Source organism: Blautia parvula (assembly GCF_020215665.1).
Taxonomy (GTDB): Bacteria; Bacillota; Clostridia; order Lachnospirales; family Lachnospiraceae; genus Blautia; species Blautia celeris.
This window is the reverse complement of sequence record NZ_CP084061.1, coordinates 5159619-5182870: the sequence shown is the minus strand read 5'-3', so window position 1 is coordinate 5182870 and position 23252 is coordinate 5159619. Positions and strand designations below refer to the sequence as shown.

Sequence of the window (23252 nt, the reverse complement as noted above, 5' to 3'; positions counted from 1 at the left end):
AGTCCTCCTTGAAATATATTTTTCATCTCAGCCCTTCACTGCTCCAATAGTGATACCCTGGACAAAATACTTCTGTACCATAGGATAGGCAAGAATGATAGGGCCGGTTACTACAATCGTCAGCGCCATTTTTAAAGTCTGCGTAGGCAGCGATACCGCAGTTACCACCGCACTGCTGACTGCGCTGTTGGCTATCAGCTTCTTATAAGCTTCAATGTTATTGACCTGCTGATAGAGAAAATACTGAAGCGGGTATTTGTCCTCTGTGTTTATGTACAGCATGGCATTGTACCAGTCATTCCAGTATGCCAGTGCAATGAACAGTCCCACTGTAGCCAGCGCCGGCTTGATAAGAGGCATGACAATCTGGAACAGTGTCCTTACCTCCCCGCATCCGTCTATCTTCGCTGCATCTATAAGGGAATCCGGCAAAGCAGTGATATAACTCTTCATAATCAGAAGGTTATACACATTGAATAACAGCGGCAATAAAAGCGCCAGATAGCTGTCTTTTAAATTCAGCGTCCGTGTCATCAGTACATAGTACGGTACCAGGCCTCCATTGAACAATGTGGTGAAGTAGAAAAAGAATGAAAACTTATTTCTCCACTCAAAATCTTTTCTGGACAACACATAGGCTGTCATAGTCTGCAGCAGAAGGCCTATCATAGTCCCGCCTATGGTCAGGCAAATCGTGACCGCGTAGGCACGGAATACCACAATCGGTTCTTTGAATACCGTCTTGTATGCCTGAAGACTGAAGTCCTGGGGCAGAAGGCTGAAACCGTTTTTGGTGATTGCCGCCTCTGATGAGAAAGAACCTGATATTATCATCAGAAAGGGAATCAGACAAATCAGCGCTACTGCAATACAGAATGTGTAAGCAATTATATTCAGCTTCCTCACATCCGAACTCATTTTTTTCTTTGTCGCTCGTGCGTTATCTCTCACCTTAATCCCCTCCTAGAACAATGTATAATCTTTGTCATATTTGCCCACCAGTTTATTGACCACAATGACGGTTATAAAGCAGAGCACCGACTGGAACAGACCTATGGCCGCTGCCATTCCAAAGTCATTACTTCTGATCAATGCCCTGAATGTCAGTGTGTCAATTACGTCTGTATAGTTGAACAGCAGACCGTTATTTCCCACCAGGTTGTAGAACATATCGAAATTGCCTTTAAAGATACCTCCCACTGCCAGCAAAAGCAGGATGATAGTTGTCGGCATAATCATGGGAATCGTAACTTTTCTGATTCTCTGGAATACATTTGCCCCGTCTATGGCCGCCGCTTCATACACTGAAGTATCTATTCCCATGATCGCCGCCAAATACATGACCGAGCCATACCCGATGTTCTTCCATATATTGAAGAATATCAGGATAAACGGCCATGCCTTCGGATTTGTGTAGAATGGAATCCTCTTCCCGCCCAGGCCGGTGATCAGTGTATTCAGAAATCCGTAATCGGAACTGAAGATGTTGAAGGCCATGACACCGACGATTACCCAGGAGATAAAATACGGAAGAAACATCAGTGACTGGGCTGTTTTACGAAAATGTTTGTTATTGATCTCTGTCAGGAAGATGGCCACTGCAATCTGGAAAATCGTGTTAAAAGCAATAAAAACCAGATTGTATAAAACCGTGTTCCTGGTAACCAGACCTGCCTGGCCGGACTTGAAAAAGAACTTGAAATTATCCAGTCCGCACCAGGGACTTCCCAGAATACCGTCCGCGTAGTTATACTTTTTGAATGCCATCACAATTCCGGTCATAGGATAATAGCTGAAGATCAGCGTATAGACCACTGCCGGTAAAAGCATCAGCAGAAAAATCCGGTATCTGTAGAGTTTACTGAAAAAACCTTTTACTCCTTGTTTTTTTTGCATCTTTCTTTTCTCTCCTCCCCTGTTTGTGTTATCTGTTATCTTCTTGCTTTGTATGATTTTATTATAAGTTCTGATGCTTTCTTTTTCTATGTGCATGTTTTTACATCGGTAACCTGAAATTACTTATTTGCTGTTTTTCAATTCCCGCACTTCTGCACCATCTTCATGACAAACGCCCTGCAGAGGAATAACCTCTGCAGGGCGTCTGTCTCAAAATTCGCTGATCTTCTCCGCGGTATACTGGAGAATCACTGCTGAATCTGTTGCATCTGCCTCACCGTCTCTGTTCACATCTCCGGTTTCTACCTGCTCCTCTGTAAGCTCCTGCAGCTCTGCAGTATACTTCAGTATCTCCGCCGCATCATCAGACTCGACGATACCATTCATGTTCACGTCTCCAAGCAGACGTGCTTTCATGATAACAGGAACCAGAGTTTCCACAGCTCCATTGATTTCCTTCTGGGTTGCGTCAATGTTATCATAGACTGTCTGTGCTTCAGCTGTCGCCGCCTCCAGATCTGACACTGTGGACGCCACATAGCGGTTTCGCTGAGCCAGAATTTCATTTGCTTTTGCCAAAGCCACTTCCAGTTCCGCCTTATTTCCACGTTTTGCCATGGAAATCAGGGCATCGAATAACTTATCATATGCAGCATTGATTTCTTCTTCTGTGGCATTTTTGTTTCCGGCCACTGCCTTTGCCTCTTCCAGTGCTTTCTGAAGTGCATCCACGCTGCCGGAAGTATAACTATCGGCATCTGTCAAAATCTCTTCTGCCTTCTGGATCAATGCATCCAGCCTGCTGTTGTCTATCCTCAGAAGGGAGGTTACTGCATCCATCAGAGATTTCAGCGCTGTATTCACAGCTTCCTGTTCTGCTGTTTCATCTTCGTATACGGTCTGCGCATTGGTAAGCGCCAGACGGACATTTTCCACGCTCTCTTCTGTATAGCCGGCAAGGGCTTCTTCATCTGCAAGCACTTTTTCCGCCTCATCTATAGCAGTCTTCAGACCAACCTTAGGAATCTTTTCCACCAGTGCACTGCACACGCCGATAAGAGTCAATGCAGCCCCGTCAATTTCTTCCTGGCTGGCATTCTCATCCGCAAGTACGGCTGACGCTTCAGCAAGTGCTGCCTCCACGTCTGCCCAGCTAGCCTCAGTAAATCCCTGTTCTGCCTCCTGCTGTGCTTTCAGACCTTCCGCAAAGGCAATTGCCTTCTCAAGTCTTGTGGTGGTAACAGGCATCCTCACTGTAACCTCAAATTCACATTTCAGAGTGACATCACCCTCCGTGTAAGCCACAGTCACAGTCTGGCTGCCCAGAAGACTGCTGTCATAGCCCTCAATCCGGTACTCCTGTGCCTTCAGCACTCTTGAATCTCCGTTATCATATCCTGCTGTCAAAGTCAGACCTGTCAGATCCAGTTCTTCACCGTGATCATAGACCGTCTTATCCGGGCCGCTTGTCAGCTCCAGAGAATCCAGGGTACGCTGTGCTTCCGGTTCAAAGGCGCCGTCCACTCTCATGATTGAAATTCCGACCCAATCAGTACTGGTCTTTACTCCAAGGGTGGTAACACGCACAAACCGCGCACTGGTGTTTTCCGGAAATGCCTCGGTAAACACCTCATTCCCTATGGCTCCGGCAAACTCACCGGAATGGTCCATAGTCATATTCCATGTAATACCGTCATCAGAAGTCTCTACTTTATATTTCATCTGCTGCCAGAATGACGTGGTGAGGCTCTCCAGGGATGTCCTTGTTTTGAAATCAACAGTCAGACTTCCCATGTTAGTATTTGAGCCCGTTGACCATGCATCGACAATTGACGAAGTCCGTGCATTAATAAACGGCGTTGTATCTTTATATTTACTGCCGGTTCCCACACTGCTTATGGTGACACCGTTATCCTGGAACCAGGATGTCAGGTCTTTTGTAACTGTAATTTTCTTTTCAGCCGACGCACCGCTTGATGCCTCTGCACGGATTGTTGCTGTTCCTTCGCTGAGAGGGGTGACCACACCACTTTCATCTACCGCTGCAACTTCGGGATCTGACGAAGTCCATGTCAGCGTCTCTGTGGCATAAGCCGGTTTAAGTTCCGCTTTCAGGGTTGTTTTCTTGTTAATGGACAGCGGGTTGTCTCCTCCGCCAAGTATAATACTCTCTGCAGGTATGTTGTCTCTTATGGCAAGCCCCTGAACTGCCTGATCCAAATCCTCTGTAATCTTGTCTATCTCACCCTGCTTCTCCGCCTGCCATCTCTCGCTCCGGGCAGTCTCCAGAGTCTCTCTTGCTTTACTCAGGGCATCTTTGTATGCTTTCAGGCTCTCCTCGGTATAACAGTCCTCCGGATACTCCATTGCCATTTCACCTGCTTTGACTGCCTCTTCCAGAGCTCCTGTATCTGCTAGTTCTTCACCATCAACCTGACAGTTTACTTTCAGTGTCAGCGGAGTTCCGCTATAGAAAGATACTTCCACAGTCAGAACTGCCGTACCCGCCTTTTTGGCACGAAGCTCACCCGTTGCCGCATCTACTGCGACCACATCTGCATCATCTGATGTCCAGCTGATCCCGGCAATATCTGATTCGCCATCTCCGCCGCTGACAATCACATTCAGCTTTTTCTTATCTCCTGTCTGAAGTTTTATGGCATCTGCCTCATCGCCAAAGGGAATTTCATTTCCTTTTTCATCACTGATACTCCAACGCTCAACTGCGTTCGGGGTGTTGGTAACTTCTACCTCTACTTCCGCCAGAATAGATTTATCTGCAGTGGAGGCTGCCGTGATGACGCAGGTTCCGTTTTTAATGTCACTCAGGTTATCGCAAATCTTAGCTGCTTTCACCAATCCGTTTTCGTCCACAGTTGCCACTGTCTCGTCAGAAGATGACCACACGATTCCCTGGTCTGCAGATTCCGGCAGCACTTTGGCATTTAGCTGATGCTGTATTTTCAGTGTGTCTTTCACAGGAAGCAGGCGTACAGACTTTGTATCCACCACCACACTCCTGGGAGATATTCCGACAGCATAAACATTGAAATTATCAAGAGCCGGATTCCAGTCCAGATTTCCCGCATCCCTGTTCCTGGTTCCCATGAACTGAATGCTCCCCAGATCATTGTTGTACTGGATTCCCTCCCCGAAAGCAGCTTCCTGTGTAGCTGTAACAGACGGATCATCCAGACTTGTGACCGTAAACCGGGACATGTTTGCCTTCATATCAAGTTCAATATCCATATGATACCATGTATTCTCTTTGTCAAATCCCTGTCCTATTACAGTGCCGTTCACTAAAGGCTGGTTATTCACAAGCTCTTCACCGGCGCTGTAAACCAGTTCTGTATTCTTATTTGTCTGAATCGCCAGATATACATGATTGCTGCTGTCTGTGACAGCCAGGTAATTGCCGTTGGAAGCTGTGCTTGTACCTACGTTGTAATCAAAATCAAGGATTATCTTGTCACTTGTGATCTCCGGTGAGAACCTGTGCTGTGTACTCCTTCCACCAGAACCGCCTCCGGCAATCTGAAGCACCTTGCCGTCATCCGTCTCATTGACACCGGAACCCAGTGCGCCTCCGCCTACAGAACCAACTGTCATATCCCAGCCTGAGCCTGTCTCCCTGTTGTCAAAGCTTTCGCTGACTGCCGGTACATAGACCATTGCAGAAGCAGTATGGTTTCCATCCACAGTTGCTGCCGTTATAGATGCCACCCCGCTGCTCACAGGTGTAACGATTCCATATTCATTGACCACAGCCACCTCAGGCGTGTCAGAGCTCCAGACAACATCTTCCTCTGTAGCCATATCCGGCTCTACGGAGGCGCTGAATCTGACAGTTGGAATCTCCTCTAAGGGTTTGGTGTCCGAAAAATAATCAGATGCAAAACGGTAGCTCTCCTGATCCAGGCTGACACCTGTAACAGAGACTGCTTCCTCCTGTACCGTGACCTGGCACTCTGCAGTGAATCCACCGTCTTCTGTAGTAACTGTAACCTTGACCGGACCGCCAATCTGCTCACCTGTAATAACACCATTTTCATTTACGGACACAACAGACTCGTTTTCTGAAGTCCAGGTAAGCTTTTTGTTAAAGGTGTCTTCAGGCATAACAAGTGCCTTCAGTGTCTTGGAATGCCCAATCTGAAGTGTGGCTGTCTCTTTGTCCAGCACTACTCCCTCTGCCATTACCGGCACCACATGTACTTTGCAGACAGCAGAAACATCCGGGTTGTCATCAGATACTGCCCTGATTTCTGCATCGCCTACACTTACAGCAGTCACCAAGCCGTTCTTATCCACCGCTGCTGTCTCCGGGTTGTCCGACTCCCAGAGAATTTTGGAAAGTGTGGTATCTTCAGGTTCCAGAGCCGCTTTAAGCTGCAGCTTTCTGCCATTGCTCATTGTCACTTCTGTCTGATCCAGGGTAATCTTGCCGGCATCCACCTTCTCTGCTTTCAATGTAAAACTCAGGGAAGACTTTCCGTCCTGAGTGGCTGCTGTAATCGTGGTGGTACCTTTTTTCTTCACATTTAGCTGTACATTCTCGGTCTTATCTGACTGCTGGCGCATATATCCCCTGGGTGTCTGCCATGTCTCACCGAAGAAGGATGCCACTTCAGGGTCTGATGATGTGTAGATGACCACTTTATCTGTGACCTCATCCGGCAGTTTTGCGGCAAGCTGGAGTTTAGAGAGGACCTGTACAGTTATCTCCTCTCCATCACTTACAGGCGTTTTGTCAATTGTCGAATCTCTGCCCAATTTAAGAGTCAGATCGTCTTTGGCTGCTTCTTTTGGCTCTCCCACTGTCACATTTACAGATGCTGCCAGTCCCTTTACCTCCGCGGTAACTGTAGCTGTGCCTGCTGCCACGCCCCGGACAAATCCCTTCTCTGTGACCTCAGCCACCGAGGCGTCAGACGTAGAATAGCTGACCGCTCCGTCTGTCAGAACCTTGTCCGCAGGAGCCAGATTTACTTTCAGTCTCTGGGTATCTCCCGGCATCAGATCGATCTCACTTTGCTCCAGACTGATTTCAGATACCTGACCAGCCTCCACTGTATACTCTCCGTATCCTCTCAGGGGAGAAAGGGTTGACGCCGCCTTTTCTTTCACACAGCCTCTCATCAGATAGGCATACATGCTGTCCATCATATCTCCGGCTTTTCCCGGCTGGCTGCTTCCCATCTCCACGATGCCCATATCTCCGTTGTTGAACATAGTCCTGCCGCTCACGCTGACAGATTCATGATAACTGCTTCCAGCCCCTGGCGTGGGTGTCCAGTCAGTTTCCCAGTAATAAAATCCTCTGAGCTGATTATGAGGATTGGGAATATCAAAGGGAGCCTGCATATAGTCAAGCAGCCAGTTATACTGACCATTTCCGCTTGTCCTGTAGTAAGAGGATTGGCCCATGGCTGACCCCTCCGCGTTCCATGTCGGTCTGTACCTGGTAAAGGAAAACCCTGTCTCCACATTCACATAATCTCTGTATTTCAAACGCTCATTAGTCAGTGAGTTAGATGCCATATTGAGGATATTATCTATTCCCCGTCCGCCGTACAGAGAAAATGCCGCACCATCCATCTTTGCTCCCATATCCAGCAGATTTCCGAAAAAACTGTTTGCATCTGCCGGGCTGTATCCATTATTCGTATGGATGAATCCGGGCACTCCTCCCAGCACATCCTCCGCAGCTTCATAGGAAGCTGCAACAAGCTCTGCGTGCCCTTTACTCTTGGAGCCTTTTCCAACCGGCCAGATGATTCCCTGGTTCTGCTCATTTCCATGTTTTACACCGATAATGTCCACACCGCCGTCTCTCATGGCTGTCAGTGTGTCATATACATAATTGTATACATTGGTTTTCATATGATCCAAATCAGAGTTGCTTAAGTTGCCCTCATAATCTACATTCAGCCATTCCAGAGGCGTATTTGCCTTTCCGGCGCTGATCCACGCATCGCTGTACTGGAAGCCCGGCATATAGCTAAGCCCCAGATCCGCTCCTCGTTTTCCCACAGCCACGAGATGTTCTTTGTCGAAGTAACCCTCCTGCATAAAGTACGGGTATGGCTGTCCGTCAGGTCCAATGTTATAATCCTGGAAGATCTGCTTCAGCCCATCATCCGGGTTATAGATTTTATTTCCTGCATGTACAAATACCATGCTGATGAGTGAATTGACACCATGATTGGAAAGGATTCTCAGACAATCCTGCTGGACTCCATTGGCAAAATATTTTCCTCCGTTGTCCTCAATCAGAGGCAGAAAAGAGACATCTGCTCCCCGTATGTAATTCTGGTCTTTGAACGCAAACAAATCAAAATTGTCCACATAGGCAAAATCCTCTCCGTTTCCCTGCCAGTCGTCTGCCAAATGTGTCTCATAATCTGACCACACTGTAACAGATTCCTTATAAGCCTCATCACAGATGGTATTCGCATAAACTGTCACCTCACTGTCATTCGCTCCTGTTGTGAAAGTCAGAGTCACAAGTGAATAGTCCTCTGTCCCTGACGGCACCTGGCGGAGCACCGTGCCGTCTGCAGCTTTTACACCCAGATTCAGCCTGTCCCCAAGTGAGGTACGATCCACAAGTTCACCGATTGGACGTTCTATCTCATCCGTATATTTTGTAGTTGCAAAAGTATCCTGTTTATCAACCTTTGCCCGCACCGTCAACGCATATTTCGTATTCGGCTCAACTGCCACCTTCTGCTCCACCTGGCTTCCTGCTGCCAGACGGACGGCCTGTTTCCCCGTATCAGCGGAGTCAGTGACCACCTCTGCCGTACCTGCAGATGACCATTCTGTAAGTCCATCCTCGAATCCCCAATTGGAAAGTCCGTTTTCATCCTGCGAATCCAGAGTGAGTTCCAACTGATCTATATACAACTCGGTGGAATTTCCTGCACTGATATCAATCTGGGCCTGACCGTTGTACACCAGCACATTTCGATGGGCCATCTGCTGCCATACACTTTTATCCCCGTCCAGGTATGTATCCACAAGTGCAACTGCATCCGGCGCTCCGGTTCCCCTTACCACAAGCTCCGCGCTGTTGCTGCTCTTAACGCCCCTGACCCATGCTGTCAGAGTGTAACTCCCCTGGGGAATATCCCCCACCAGCAGAGATATTTTAGAGTCTTTTCCCATCCTGATACACTTGCTTCCCTGCCTGACATTGGATTCCTCAACCGTCACATCTCCTTCTGTCGTCCAGCCCTCTGTACCAGCTTCAAAGTCCATATTAGTTCCGTAGCTGTCTTGTGAGGAACCCACTGTCTCCGCCATTACAGGCAGACTGCCCGCGCCAAAGGTCTGGGCTGTCATAGCTGTTGCCAGCGTCATTGCCAGCATTCTTTTCTTTTTCAACTGTTTCACTTTTCTGCCTCCTCCTTTTTCTTCCTTCTCACCATCCAAACAGACACGCCTGCAGCGGCGCCCCCTGTCAACACAAATGGTATGATTCTTGTTTCATCTCCTGTCTTGATATTTCCTTTGGGCCTGGATGTACTTTTTTTGCTGGTGCTTCCCTGGTTCTTACTGCCTCCCTGGTTTTTCTTATCACCATTCCCTGAACCATTACCGCTCTGCCCATCATGATCCCCCTGATTCTGATCGTCTTTCTTATCATCATCCGGGTCTTTCTTATTATCATCGTCTTTGTTGTCGCCGTCCGGATCATCCGGATTGCCTTTCTCTGATCTGATTATCAGATTTTCTGTATTGACCTGCACAGTCCCTGCATCTCCACCAATCTTCTCAGCGACCACTGTCACCTCCAGCGCCCCCTCGTCAGGAATTCCCTTGGGCAGATTAAAATTCAGTTTCACAAGGCTTCCTTCCTCCCGGATACTGGATGACGAGGCAAATGCCACCACTATCTCCCCTTCCGGTTTATTGCCTGTCAGACAATCATTTACCTCACATAAGGCACCGTCTAACGCCTCATCAGCTCCTGTATCTGTCAGCTTCATCCATTGAGCATCATACATAATACGCAATTTGCCGTTAGTAATTCCATCCCCGTTTTCAACAACACAGACAACCTCCATCATTTTATCCTCTGTCAGCTCGCCCAACTGTTTCATCAGAATCCTGGGGCCTCCTTCAGCCAGGACCGGGATTGTCTGTGTGAACATCCACAAGACTGTAAATATTATCAGAATGATTCTCCCATTCTTTTTCATCCGTCTATCCTTCTCCTAATATCTGTTTTTCAGCCTGAGATATTCTTCATTAGTAATTTTCAGAATACATCCATGCCGTTTTTTTAGTTTTCCCAAATCATACTCCTGATGCGAAAGCACTTCAAAATCGCCCTTTTCAAGCTCACTGCACACAAGCGGCAGATACCCCCCGCCGCTGGCAAACTGGTCCGCGATCAGGCACCACCGACCGTCTGGCAGTTCATACGCCTCCGGGCCCTCCACTCCAAGAAGTTTTTCAAGAATCTCAGAGTGGATGGATTGTGCACTTTCCCCGCAAAGTTTCCTTACCCGGTCCGCTTTGATCCCTTTTGTTGTCTCATCCTTGACAAAACGATAATACCATCCCTGGTCACGGACAATGTTCATATCAATTACATGGTTTCCGGTTTCCAGATAAATAAATGGTTCTGTAAAGTTCTTGAAATCCCGGGTATAGGAACCATAAATCCTCTGCTTTGGCTCAGATTCTCCCACAAGCTGTACCATAGATGCCCAGAAGACAAAGAATGCTTTTTCATCCTGGTCATATACGCTCTCCGGTGCCCACACGCATCCAGCTTCTGGTACCCCCACCGTACAGCTTCTCGGACCGCTCCAGTCTGCAAGATTTTCAGATTCCCATATGATCAGATTCCTGCTTCCCCTGTACTGCGCTTCCTCCCAGCCCTTTCCTGCTCCAATTCTGAGGTCTGTGGCCATCATATAGAATCTGTCATTCTCCGGGTCCCGGACCACAAACGGATCCCGGATACCTTTCTCACCAACACAAGACCGCAGCACAGGTTTCCCCTGATTCAGATCTTCCCAATGTAGTCCATCGCTGCTGACTGAAAAATAAACCTGTTCTCCATCTTCCTGTTCGCCAATAAAGTAGATAAACAGATATTTCATCACACGCCTCCTCACACTTTTTGTTTTATTATAGTGTTAAATCAGTCAGATATTCTATGTGCATGTTTTTACTTTCTTACCTGTAGTTTACTAATTGGTTACTGTTTACACCCAATGTCATAAACTTTAAGAGTGTTCTTGCCAAAACAGTGCTGCAAGGGGTATTTTCATAAAAATCCTTTCTCTCATGCCTCTTGTATTTAAGCATACAAAAAGCACCTCAAAACAGAGATGCCGGATAATCCATATTATGAAATTGCAGGCTGCCCAAACTATTGTCTAATATTATGTACTCCAAAAAAGCCTGTAATTCATGCCTATCCGGCTGAACTACAGGCTTATCCAGATTTCTCCTCATTTGACTATGTTTTCAAGCGTTTTCGCAGATGTTATATCAACCTTTCCACTATTTAAAAATCTTCTTCGCAATATATAAGAAAATGCACGCCCCCAAAACAGATACCATAATATTGGCAAGAAAACCGTACGCATAAAATCCCACTAGCGACATGATTCCTCCGCCGACAAAGGAGCCTGCGATTCCAATTGCGATGGTTTTTATGAAGCCTCCCTTTTTTACGCCCATGATTCTTCCGGCTATCCAGCCTGATATGATTCCTATAATTAATGATGTAAGCATTTTTATCTCCTTTATGATGCCTGGTTCCGCAAATTTTTCACTATTTTTTGATTTTGGCTTTCTACCTATTATACCCCATTCCATCTACTTTGTACATCTGACTTCCTAAAACATAGGCCAAAGCCTGTCTACATCTGCTGTTCACTCCGGGCCCGGAAGCACGCTTTGCAATATACAGATATGGAACATTCTGCTCCTTATCACGCTGGCAGCTCCCAATCCTCTGTACACAAGATAAATTAAAAAATCCTTCTGCCGGAAACATTTCTGTTATCCGGCAAAAGGATTTGCATATATCAGAAGATTTCTCTTCCCTGTTCGTCGGGAATCATGGATTTTCTGTAGAAGAAGCTGTTGATCACATCGCACCATTCCCGGCTGTTTTCAGCCTGGCGCGTGAACCGTTCCTTAACTCTTAAGAAAATGTGCTGCGGGATTCTGCCCTCCAAAAGTTCCCAGTCTTTCTGCATCTGCAGGACCTGTTCGTGTCCCTCAAAATGACTGTCATAAATGTGCTGTATCAATGTCTTTCCGGAATGCAGCCGGTATGTGTAGGGAACACGGTGGAAAAACAAAAGCAGATTTTCCGGGCAGGTTCCCTTTTCTCTGAACAGGGCAGCATTTTTCTCAAAATACTGTTCGCTGTATCCGGTCCCCCCTGCGCTTCTGTCAACGCCCACTGCCAGGTGATCGGCTCTGTGGTAGGTACCCCATTTGGAATATTCGTATCCCTCGGGATTGGGACCGTAATGATGTGCGGGGTTCACCATAAAACCGATTCCAAGAGGCGCAGTGTATTTTTCATAAACCTCTCTGGAACGAAGAAGGATATCTGAAATACTCCTGTTCACGTCGCTGTCTCTGCTGATCTGCAGGGAAATCCACTCGCTGGCGATCTCCTCTGCGGATAGCTGCGGAGCAAAGGCCAGACGTCCGAATCCGTACAGATTGGCGCCTGCCAGGTCATGGCCTGTCCAGTTGGCATCCCTTCCTGTGTTGGCTACTGCTGCCATACCGCATCTTTGCTGTCCGAATGTCCTGCCGGAAATGATATCCGCCACTGTGTCCTCCGGTTTTCCACATCCCGTGGAGAAATCCAGCACTTCTTTCCACATGGGAACCAGATAACACACATCGATCTGCTGTCCTGTGTACTCCTGGGCGATCTGAACTTCCAGCATCTGGTTTGTATGCTGCAGACCCCCGAAAAGAGGATGGACAGGTTCTCTCACCTGGAAATCAATGGGTCCGTTTTTAATCTGGAGAATGACATTATCATCGAATTTTCCGTCCAGAGGCATGAAGTTGTCGTATCCGGCACATGCCCGGTCTGTCCTGCGGTCACGCCAGTCCTGCTGGCAGTTGTACACAAAACATCTCCATATGATGGTCCCTCCGTACGGTTTAACCGCGCGGGCCAGCATATTGGCACCGTCTGCATGGTTCCTCCCGTAGGCAAAGGGTCCGGGACGTCCTTCGGAATCTGCTTTTACAAGAAAGCCTCCCATATTGGGAAGCCGTCCGAAAATTTCGCCGCATTTTTTCTCCCACCAGTCTTTTACTTCTTCCTTCAATGGGTCTGCGCAGGAAAGCCCGCCCAGAGTCATGGGTGCTGCAAAATCAATGCAGAGATACATGGAAATCCCGTACTGTGCAAAAATATGGGAAATCTGCTCCAGTTCTTTATAATGCCTCTCTGAGATAAGCCATTCTGCACCGTTACGCACATTCACATTATTAATAGAAATTCCGTTGATTCCAACAGAGCAGAGCAGTCTGGCATAATCTCTGATCCGCTCAGTCACACAGACTTTCCCGTTTTCATAAAAAAAGGATCTTCCTGCGTATCCCCGCTCAATGCTTCCATCTATGTTGTCCCACTGATTCAGCATCCTTACAGGATTCGGCGGTATCTCCCGAATAGAAATGCCGGTGATCTCTTTTCCGGAGGATACCATAAGAAGAAGGCGGAATGTTCCGTATAAAAGCCCGTTTTCTTTTGCCGCGCGTATATAAATCCTGTCTTCTTCCTCTGTGATCTGATACCCTTCTTTTCCCAGATTCAGGGCCGGATTCAACTCTAATATAAGCCCCGCTTCCTCTCTGTTTTCTCCTCTTCTCACTGTGATAGAAAACAGTTTTTCGGCTGCTGTCTTTATTTCTCTGAGTGCGCTTTCAACCAGCACTCCGTTCTGCTGTGTATACACAGATTCAAAATACTTCTTATCTTTTTGATTTTCTATCAGTTCATATGCAAGCCATGCCTGCTCCCAGTTGCACATAGTTTCCTCCTAATCACTCTTCTGTCAGGTAATGTTTTAATCTGTCTGTCTCCACGCCTGCCAGCATAACGATACCGATTCCATGAGTATCGTTGAAATTCCATTCCAGGGCTCTGTAATACTCCCGTTCATAGGACCAGCCCGAACCCTGGCAGACACCGTATAGATTTCCCTTCCTGTCTATGGCCTTTTTCGCCAGACCGTTCCAGGCCCTGAACACAGATTCGGCAAAATCTGCCGTCCGTTCTTCCGGCAGCAGCCCATAACGAATCCCTCTGGACATGGCGCAGATGAACATGGCTGCAGCAGATGTCTCCTGGTAGGTATCCCTCTCGTCCAGAATCTGATGCCAAAGACCGTCCTCATCCTGGAGCTCCAGATAGCCTTCACACAGATCATGGAAATAAGACACAAGTTCCTCCCGCATAGGTACATCCGGATTCTCCCTCATGAGCAGTTCACTGAGTGAAAAAACTACCCAGCCGTTTCCCCTGCTCCATGGGATCATATTCGCATGTTCAAATTCCAGTTTATACATGTGGGACAAAATGTGCCCGCTTCCCTTCACAGCACGCGGTTTGAAATAAAAATGCTTCTTATATAAGAGCAGTTGTCTGACAGCTTCCTCTATGGCATTGTCATCATGAAAAACTTCTGCGTACCTGATCAAAAAAGGAACACTCATATACATATCATCAATCCACATGCTGTTGTCTCTTCTCTTAAAAGAGCCGTCCGCATTTCGGATCTGTTCTTTTAAAATATATCTGCCGATTCTGCCGGCAATCCTCTGTACTTCTTCTTTAAAATATCTGTCTTGTTCCCCGGCGTATGTTTGAACATTGCTTTTGCCTATGCCGCAGCGGGGCGCACGCCGTATGTCCGGGAAAGTTTTCTGACATGCTTCCATGCAGTTCAGAAGGTATTCCAGCATACAGGAACCGAATGAACCACAGTCATCCAGGGCGTCCATCCAAAGAAGCTGCTGGTTGACACCGGGAAATCCGTATTTTTCCCGGTCATAGACTGCATAACGGTCAGCCATGACCACCATTTCTATGGAATCACGCACGTATTTTATCAGTTCCTGCATCTCATAATACAGACCTGTCTGCAGCATTCCGTACAGAGTCACCCCCAGGGGATATGTCCAGCGGCCGAACAGACAGCTCTCTGCAAAGGGACGGATAACAACAGATGGATATTTTGTTCTCCAGAAAACACCGGAATCAGATATCCGGAAGGGCTTTGTAAGAAATTCCCGTCTGTCGGGGATCCAGGTCATCAGTGCCTCTTCCGCCCGGCAATCCAGAGGCCCCAGAAAGAGAACATCACCGCAGTTTCCCTTTGCCTCCACCGGAATACGACATTCCCAACGGTTGTTTTCCCAATCAGGACAGGCCATCCCGCATGTTCGTTCCTCTGTGCGGATCAACCAGGATATCTGGCAGCAAGCGCGGAAGTGCTCCTGATATGGTTTTCTGCAGCATCCCGATTCCTTATCATCCGCATCCATCCTGCATCCATCTATCATAACTGCTCTGATACACGGATTCTTTTCTTTTTGCTCCCTCAAAAAGCGTATCAGCTCTTCCCACGCCTTTTTCAGGTCCGTACCCGGTACAGCACGTACCTCTGTCCATGCAAACCATATCTGGCCCGCTTCCTTCCAGGGTAATCTGGGGACGTCTGCAGCCGGCAGCCAAACTCTTTCTGTCTCCTTCTCCGTTTTTTCCCAGAAGGATTCCCTGAGAAAAAAATTCACGGCTGTTTTCTCATCCGCCTCCTCTGCTTTCAACAAAGTAAAGTTAAAACCAGCCTCTCCTCCCCTCTCCTCAAAGGGCATAAGATAAGAACATGGCTCCCACTGAGGCATTTTATTGGTCAGCGTACAGCAAAATCCTGCTTCTTTTCTGGAAACAAGGAAAAGCCGGTTCATCCCTTCATGCAGTTTGGCCGTCAGTTCATATTCTCCCGCTCCCGGACAGAGAAGTATCAGCTCCCGGTTGAGATATACTAATGTCCGGCTCTCACACTTCACCAGGAAACGGCTCATTTTCCCTTCCGGGCACCACATTTCACCGGCTGCTGCCCCCCAGTCCCCCAAAAGGGCCCCGGGAAACTGCTGCTGAAAATCCAGGACTGCGTCCCCGTTCTTTCTCCTTCTGGCCCCATTTTCATGGAAAGCCCTGAGAAGAAAGGGCATGGGCGGATGATTTCCCATAAACCGGTACGCCATTGTGCGCAGCACGGCTTCTGTGTCATCGCCGTATATATAATGCATGCTGTCTGTTTCGGATATGTAGCTCTTCATATATTATCATCCCTTTAATCCGGAGGTTGCAATTCCGTCTACCAGATATTTCTGGAAGAAAATGAAGATCAGTACAATAGGCACGATGGAGAGAGTCGCCATTGCGAACATTGCGCCATAGTCCGAGGAGGAGCCGGGATCGCAGAACAGTTTCAGCGCCAGGGCAACCGGATACATGGCAGCATCATTGATATAGAGCAGCGCTGACATAAAGTCATCCCATCTCCACATAAAGGAAAAGATACCGCCTGTGATCAGTGACGGAGCCATCAGCGGCAAAATAATACGGAAGAAGATCCCGTAATAGGAACAGCCGTCAATTTTGGCTGCCTCATCCAGCTCTGTAGGGATACCCTCTATAAAGTTCATCATAAGATATACAAAAAATCCCTGGATGGCAAAGAAAAACGGAATAATAAGGGGAGAAAAACTGCCGACCCAGCCCAGTTTTTCATACCACAGATACTGGGGCACCATAAGGATCTGTCCCGGCAGCATCATAGACGCCAGCATGGCGCCGAATAAGATCTTCTTGCCCCTGAACTGACATCTGGCAAATCCGTATGCCACACATGCGGAAGATGCCAGGGTTCCTATGGTTCCCACAACTGCTATGAAAAGAGAGTTTTTAAAAAATGTGCCAAAGGATACGCCTGCAAATCCTCTCCAGCCATTGGCATAATTCTCCAGTGTGAATTTCTCAGGGATCAGGCTTCCCGCTGTTGTAAATATGGTACTGGTTTCCTTAAAAGAGCTCATGAACATCCAGCAGAGCGGATACAGCATGGCTAATCCGAAACCGCAGACTAAAACATGATAGACAACTGTTCTTATATTCTTCGTTTTCACAATCTCACCCCTGTTCATATACCCAATATTTTTTGGTCTTAAATAACACAAATGTTATCACTGCAATAATTCCCAGCATAACCCATGCCATTGCGGAAGCATAACCGGATTTGCTGAAGGAGAAGGACTGCTGATACATGTACACCGCGTAGAATAAAGTGGTATCCATTGGTTTTCCCTGTGTGATGATCAAACTCTGTGTAAATGCCAGGAATCCGTTGATCATCTGCATAACCAGATTGAAGAAGATCGTGGGAGTCAGAAGCGGCAGGGTAACACGGAAGAACTTTGTCACCTTGCCCGCGCCGTCCACGTCTGCTGCCTCATACAGAGATTTCGGAATCTGTTTTAATGCGGACAGGAAGATCAGCATGGAAGAACCAAACTGCCAGACAGCCAGCAGAATCAGTGTCCAGATCGCTGTTCTGGTGTCACTGAGCCATGCAAAGTTGGTGTCAATCCCGAATATTCCGAGAATGCTGTTCACAACACCGTCGGGTGCGAACATTCTCTTCCATAAAATAGCTACAGCCACTGAACCGCCGATGATGGAGGGCAGATAGTAGGCTGCACGGTAAAATCCCGTAGCCTTTGTGGGTTTCACCAGTATCATTGCCACCAAAAGGGCAAAAATAAGCCTCAGCGGCACAGACACCAGCGCGAAATAAAGGGTGGCCTTGATGGAATGCCAGAACACTTCATCATTTGTAAACATATCTATGTAATTTTTCAGTCCCACAAACTCCGGCGGTGACAGAATGTCGTAGTCACAGAGCGAGTAATAAAAAGAGATTCCCATAGGTATGATCAAAAACACCAGAAATCCTATAATAAAAGGAAGACAGAACACAACTCCCGCTGTCTTTTCCTTATTTAAAAACTTATATAATCTTTTGCTAGTAGGTTTCAAAATCTTCTCTCCTTTCCAAAGGCAGAAAAAGGGCTGCCGCCGTCCAAAAGACTACAGCAGCCCTGATTATTTATTGATGTTCCGCGTAAATTTCGTTTGCGCTGTTGAAATATTCCTCCGCAGCCTTCTCGGAAGTATATTCCCCGTATTTCACCTTCTCTTCCAGTTTCCTTAACAGATCCTGGGCCTCACTGGTTCCCTCCGGTGCCAGAGGAGGCAGTGCACTGGAATTCGGAGTGATGACATCTGTGATGAATGCAGCATTTTCCTGGTCTTCCTGGCTCAGCAGAGGCATGATCTCCTCAGCGATCTTGCTGGATACCGGGATACCTCTCTCTGCAAGAAGAATCTTGTAAGCTTCTGAAGAGTTTGTAAAGTAATTCAATACCTTCACTGCCTCTTCCGGGTTCTTGGTATCAGCGCTCACACAATAATACATACTGGGTTTTACATAGTTTGATTTTTTCGGGTCTGTGGAAGGAATTGTTGTGATGGCTATATCGGTTCCCTCCGGAGCTGCTGTCTGGTAAGCGGTCAGCATGGCAGAGCCGTTGATGGTACACCATGTCATGTTATCAGGATTGGAGCCGTATACCATGGGGTCCTCCTCCACACTGGCTGTATCGGCAGCCTGACTCGGGGAGATGTGCCATCCTTCTTTTACACCGTTCTCAGAGATTTTAAAGTAATCCACATAATCCTCTGCGCTCTTGCCGCCAAGCTTGTCAACCACCTGGATATCATTTGCCCTTGCGTAAACTTCCATGTACATTCCGTAGTGGATCAGGTTTGCACGGTAGCCTGATTTCTCATAAACCTGTTTCGCGATCTCAATGAACTCATCCAGAGTCATATTGTCCTTTACAGTAATCCCCAGTTCATCAAGCAGTGTTTTATTATAGAACATACAGGAAGAACTGGTTCCGGATGCAACACCGTAAATCTTGTCTCCTACCTTGCCCATGTTGATCGCGTCCTCAGACAGATTGGAGGTATCCAGGGTTCCGTCTTCAATATATGGTGTCAGATCTAATAGCTGGCTCTTGTCTACGTACTGCTGCAGGTATGACATATCCATCTGAATGATGTCCGGCATTTTTTTGCCTGCGGCTGAAGTAGCCATTTTACTCCAGTAATCGTCCCACTGGAAAAACTGTCCTTTGACTGTGGTTCCCTCTTCCTCTTTATATTTATCCAGCACCTGCTGTGTACGCTCATTTCTTACCTGGTTTCCCCACCAGGCCATGGTCAGTTCCCCTGACGCTGCTTCCTCTTTACTTCCGTTTCCGCCCTTATCTGATCCGCATGCTGTCATGGAAACTGCTGCCAGCGCACATGCCAGTGCCACTGCTGCTGCTCTTTTTAAAAATTTCCTCTTCACCTGTTTTTCCTCCATATTTTCTTTTGAGAAGCTCCTCTTGATGTAACCCATTATATAATGGTTTCCCCCGGATGAAAATTGATAAAACTTACTTCTGCGCTCAAAAAACATACCTGCGTCCGCAAAAAAATTACTTTACCTGTAAAAAATTGACTTCCCACATTTTTTCCGGGCAAATCAATTGCGCTTTTACTTTTATTTTAATATAATTTTTTTATCATTACATATAAGAAGGGCGTAAACCATGAAAAAAATGGGAAGATTACAAAGCATGTCCCTGAAACATAAAATTCTGGCTGTTATCCTGACAGGATTTCTGGTCCTGTTTCTGGCAGGTATTGTCAGTCTGGAGTTTGTATCCAATTCTTATGAAAAGAAACTGTATAATTCCATAGCGGCTTCCCTTACAGACTCCGCCCTGGAGATTTCTGACCAGTTAAAATACATAGATACGATCGTAGACTCCATACTGGCCAACCAGACCATACAGGAAAGTCTGGACCGGTCAGGCAAAAGCACACAGAATTCGGAAAAACAGCTCTGTTTCAACCAGGTATATTCCACACTGTGTGATTATTTCTTTATTTTCAACAGTGACGCCATCTCTTATATTTCCGTGATGCAGGGGGATGACGTTATCAGTACCTCCAACCGGAAATTTCAGACAGTGCCGGATTCTGTGCGCAGTAAACTGAAGCGGACAGCCTATGACAACCAGGGCGCAACGGTGACTGTCACGGACTACGGACCTGACCACGGTATTTTCTTAGTGAAAGAACTGCGTAAAATAGAAGGGCTCAGCCTGGATACTCTGGGTGTACTTATTATAAATATAGATATGAATGCGTTCATATCCGCAACCACGGAGGCCAGCACGGAATTTGAGGATATTTCTTATTATCTGTACGATGACAACAGCCTCATCTTCAACGACAGTGCGCTGTCCCGCAAAGAATCCGCAGAGCTGTATGAAAAACTGCGGGGGGATTATGATGTGGTCACCCTGAAACATGAAAAACTGTTTGCGGTAAGCGGTCTGATCCCCACCTATGGATGGAATTACATCTGTACTGTCTCCTACAATTCCATCTACCAGGCTATCACCCTTTCCAGCCAGTCCTTTTTCCTCATCATGGTATTGGCTGTGATACTGGTGGGGATTTTCAGCACCAAACTGGTCTTTGCCCTATTCAGGCATTTTGACCGGCTGATCGAGAATATGAAACAGTTCGGAGAAGGAAAATATGAGATTGCCGTGCCCCCGATAGAATACCGGCAGGACGAGATAGGGCTTCTCTACAAAAATTTCGACACCATGGTGGAAAAGATCAATACTCTGATCAATGAGAATTACATCAACGAACTGCTGAAAAAAGAGGCGCAGATCAAGGCAATGGAGAGCCAGATGGACCCCCACTTTCTGTACAATACCCTGGATTCCATCAACTGGCGGGCACGCATGATCAAATCAGAAGAGATTTCCCGAATCACCACAGCCCTCGGCAATCTGCTGCGCCTGTCCCTTGGCAACAATTCCAGGGATTTCACACTGCGCCGGGAACTGACCCTTGTGGACAATTATATTATCATACAGAAAATACGCTATCAGAAACGGCTGGATTTCTCTGTGGATATTCCTGAGAGCCTTCTGGACATTCCCATTCCCAAATTTACTCTGCAGCCGCTGCTTGAAAATGCCATACGCTACGGACTGGAAGAATCCTCCGAAACCTGTTATATTACCATCACTTCACGGACAGAGGACGGCACATTGATTCTGAAGATCATGAATACAGGTTCCTCCTTCGAGGAAAATTTCATGGAGAAGCTGCTGGACGGAGAGATACAGCCCCATGGATTCGGAATCGGAATCCTGAATATCCATAAGCGGATACAGATGACTTACGGCAGTGCCTACGGACTGCGTTTATATACGATAGAAGACGAAGAGACTTACGAGGAATGCGCGGCAGCGGAGATACGCATTCCCTGTACACAGAAAGAGGAGAGCAAGCCATGTTAAAATTACTGATCGTGGACGACGAGGAAATGATCTGCCAGGCCATCGCCAATATCATTGACTGGAAATCTTACAATATCCAGCTTGTCGGAACCTGTACCGATGGTGTGGAAGCCTATCACACCATTCTGGATGAATGCCCGGATATCGTGATAACAGATATCCGGATGCCCGGTATCTCAGGCCTGGAACTGATTGAGAGGATCAACCGCACGGATTTATGCACACAGTTTGTGATCCTCTCCGGATACGGAGAATTTGAATATGCGAAAAGAGCTATGAAATGCGGCGTCCAGCACTATCTGCTGAAGCCCTGCACGGAGACGCAGATCATTGACTGTATTCAAGAGGTCACAAAGGATTACTATAAGATTGCATTTGCAGGGGATATAAAGCCGGAGCATGACAGTCGGGCCTTCCACAATCTGCACAAGACCTTGATTCGGAATATGATACGTGAAGGGATCTCCAATACGCAGGTGGCAGATACCTTTTTTGACCTGTACGAGCATTACATCAACCTGACAGATGTACCTTATCAGTTCTGTAGCGTCTATTATCTAGAAGAGAAAAATCTGGCAAGGTGCCTGGAACGTTTCGATGACTACTGCCGGGAAAATATGCCGGAGGTGGAGCGGTACGCTGTCTATATTCAGAATGTCCTGCTGGTCTTTTTCCCTAATTTCGAGACCTCTTATGTGCAGCTTGACAGCTTTTTCAAGACTCTGGATTTTCCCGGACAGACTGTATCTGTAGAATACAGCCGTATGAGATACACGGACTTGAAAACACTGCTCACCGTGCTGATCAAAAAGCTGAAACGGTATGACATCCTATATTTTATAGACGGCACGGATGCGGTTCCCAATTTTAACTACGGACAGATCGTAGACCGGGTAAATCGTCTGGTGCCTGTGCTGGCGGATAAAAATGCCATGGACAGGGAGGAAACCGTGGCGGAACTTAGGAAAATCCTCTCCGCCATCTCCAATAAGGACTTTCTGCTGCAGCTCTGCGATAATATTATTATTTCCCTTGGAACACAGCTGCCCTCCCACACACTGCCGGAGATCACGGATTTCCTGTATCAGCTCCACAAGGAGGAGGATACGGTCAGTATAGCGGACGCAGTGCTCGATTATATCAATAAACTCTCCGAGGTGCAGTGCTTTAACACCAAGCAGTACAGCCCATTTATTTCACGGCTGATCGACTATATCTATGAGCATTATTCCAATCCTGATCTGACGCTGAAATGGATCTCTGAGAATTATTTGTATATGAATGTAAATTATGTCAGCCGGTGCTTTACAAAGGAGACAGGGGAAAAGTTTTCCGGATTTCTTATGAAACTGCGGGTGCAGAAGGCAAAAGAAATTCTGGCCACACGGGATAATGAGCAGATTCAGAATGTGGCGCAGCTTGTGGGGTGCGGGAATACGCCTTATTATTTCAGTAAGATTTTTAAGAAGTGTACGGGGCTTACGCCTTCGGCTTATGTGAAGAAGATGAGTAAATAATAATGATTCAATTACGGAAAAAAGGGGCTGTCGGGAAATCAATGTCAATAAGTTAAAGTAACATCTTCAAGAGCAGATTATACAATGTATGACCTGCTCTTTTTTTGTAATAATTCAAAAAAAGCTTGACAAATCACTCAAATTTTGCGGCGAAGCCACTTAAATATACGTTTATTTAAGGAGATATCTGTTTTATTTGTCGTGCAAAAAAATGGTCAAAAGCTTAAAAACTACTTTTGACCATTTAATCAGTGAGGCTTGAATCAATATCTGTAGGCTTAACTTATTGACATTGGTCGGGAAATAGACAGCCCCTTC

13 protein-coding genes are annotated in these 23252 nt (G+C 46.9%); 2 read left to right on the top strand and 11 right to left on the bottom strand.

The features are described from left to right. Nucleotides 1-27 precede the first annotated feature (27 nt). From LC508_RS23615 to LC508_RS23565, 11 genes are all read right to left on the bottom strand, one after another. Nucleotides 28-951: a carbohydrate ABC transporter permease gene (locus tag LC508_RS23615; protein WP_225305254.1), complete on the bottom strand. Its 924-nt coding sequence runs from the start codon at nucleotides 949-951 to the stop codon at nucleotides 28-30. A 12-nt stretch (nucleotides 952-963) separates the two neighbouring features. Beyond that, entirely contained in the window at nucleotides 964-1896 is a 933-nt protein-coding gene (locus tag LC508_RS23610) for an ABC transporter permease (protein WP_054350760.1), read from the bottom strand. 210 nt (nucleotides 1897-2106) lie between these two features. Then, the gene (locus tag LC508_RS23605; protein ID WP_118593866.1) at nucleotides 2107-9297 is read right to left on the bottom strand and encodes an Ig-like domain-containing protein; all 7191 of its coding nucleotides are present in this window, start codon (nucleotides 9295-9297) and stop codon (nucleotides 2107-2109) included. Further along, nucleotides 9294-10106, bottom strand: a complete 813-nt coding sequence (locus LC508_RS23600) for an LPXTG cell wall anchor domain-containing protein (RefSeq protein ID WP_118593867.1) — start codon at nucleotides 10104-10106, stop codon at nucleotides 9294-9296. The genes LC508_RS23605 and LC508_RS23600 overlap by 4 nt, the downstream gene beginning before the upstream one ends. A gap of 15 nt (nucleotides 10107-10121) precedes the next feature. Beyond that, nucleotides 10122-11018, bottom strand: a complete 897-nt coding sequence (locus LC508_RS23595) for a glycoside hydrolase family 43 protein (protein ID WP_103730955.1) — start codon at nucleotides 11016-11018, stop codon at nucleotides 10122-10124. Between the two features lie 406 nt (nucleotides 11019-11424). Further along, nucleotides 11425-11658: a GlsB/YeaQ/YmgE family stress response membrane protein gene (locus tag LC508_RS23590; RefSeq protein ID WP_033141494.1), complete on the bottom strand. Its 234-nt coding sequence runs from the start codon at nucleotides 11656-11658 to the stop codon at nucleotides 11425-11427. A 296-nt stretch (nucleotides 11659-11954) separates the two neighbouring features. After that, nucleotides 11955-13940, bottom strand: a complete 1986-nt coding sequence (locus LC508_RS23585; RefSeq protein ID WP_103730957.1) for an alpha-glucuronidase family glycosyl hydrolase — start codon at nucleotides 13938-13940, stop codon at nucleotides 11955-11957. Nucleotides 13941-13953: 13 nt separating this feature from the next. Beyond that, on the bottom strand, nucleotides 13954-16254 hold the full coding sequence (locus LC508_RS23580; protein ID WP_103730958.1) for a glycoside hydrolase family 88/105 protein: 2301 nt from the start codon (nucleotides 16252-16254) through the stop codon (nucleotides 13954-13956). Nucleotides 16255-16260: 6 nt separating this feature from the next. After that, nucleotides 16261-17121, bottom strand: a complete 861-nt coding sequence (locus LC508_RS23575) for a carbohydrate ABC transporter permease (protein ID WP_207727847.1) — start codon at nucleotides 17119-17121, stop codon at nucleotides 16261-16263. Next, a complete protein-coding gene (locus LC508_RS23570) occupies nucleotides 17108-18013 on the bottom strand; it encodes a carbohydrate ABC transporter permease (protein WP_033141498.1) in 906 nt (301 codons plus the stop codon). The genes LC508_RS23575 and LC508_RS23570 overlap by 14 nt, the downstream gene beginning before the upstream one ends. A 70-nt stretch (nucleotides 18014-18083) precedes the next feature. After that, nucleotides 18084-19394 carry an ABC transporter substrate-binding protein gene (locus LC508_RS23565; RefSeq protein ID WP_225305253.1) on the bottom strand — a complete coding sequence of 437 codons (1311 nt, stop codon included), beginning with the start codon at nucleotides 19392-19394 and terminating at the stop codon, nucleotides 18084-18086. 244 nt (nucleotides 19395-19638) lie between these two features. Here LC508_RS23565 and LC508_RS23560 point away from each other — a divergent pair, with 244 nt between their 5' ends. Next, the gene (locus LC508_RS23560; protein WP_103730960.1) at nucleotides 19639-21417 is read left to right on the top strand and encodes a sensor histidine kinase; all 1779 of its coding nucleotides are present in this window, start codon (nucleotides 19639-19641) and stop codon (nucleotides 21415-21417) included. Further along, entirely contained in the window at nucleotides 21411-22934 is a 1524-nt protein-coding gene (locus LC508_RS23555; RefSeq protein WP_033141500.1) for a response regulator transcription factor, read from the top strand. The genes LC508_RS23560 and LC508_RS23555 overlap by 7 nt, the downstream gene beginning before the upstream one ends. The last annotated feature ends 318 nt before the right edge of the window (nucleotides 22935-23252 follow it).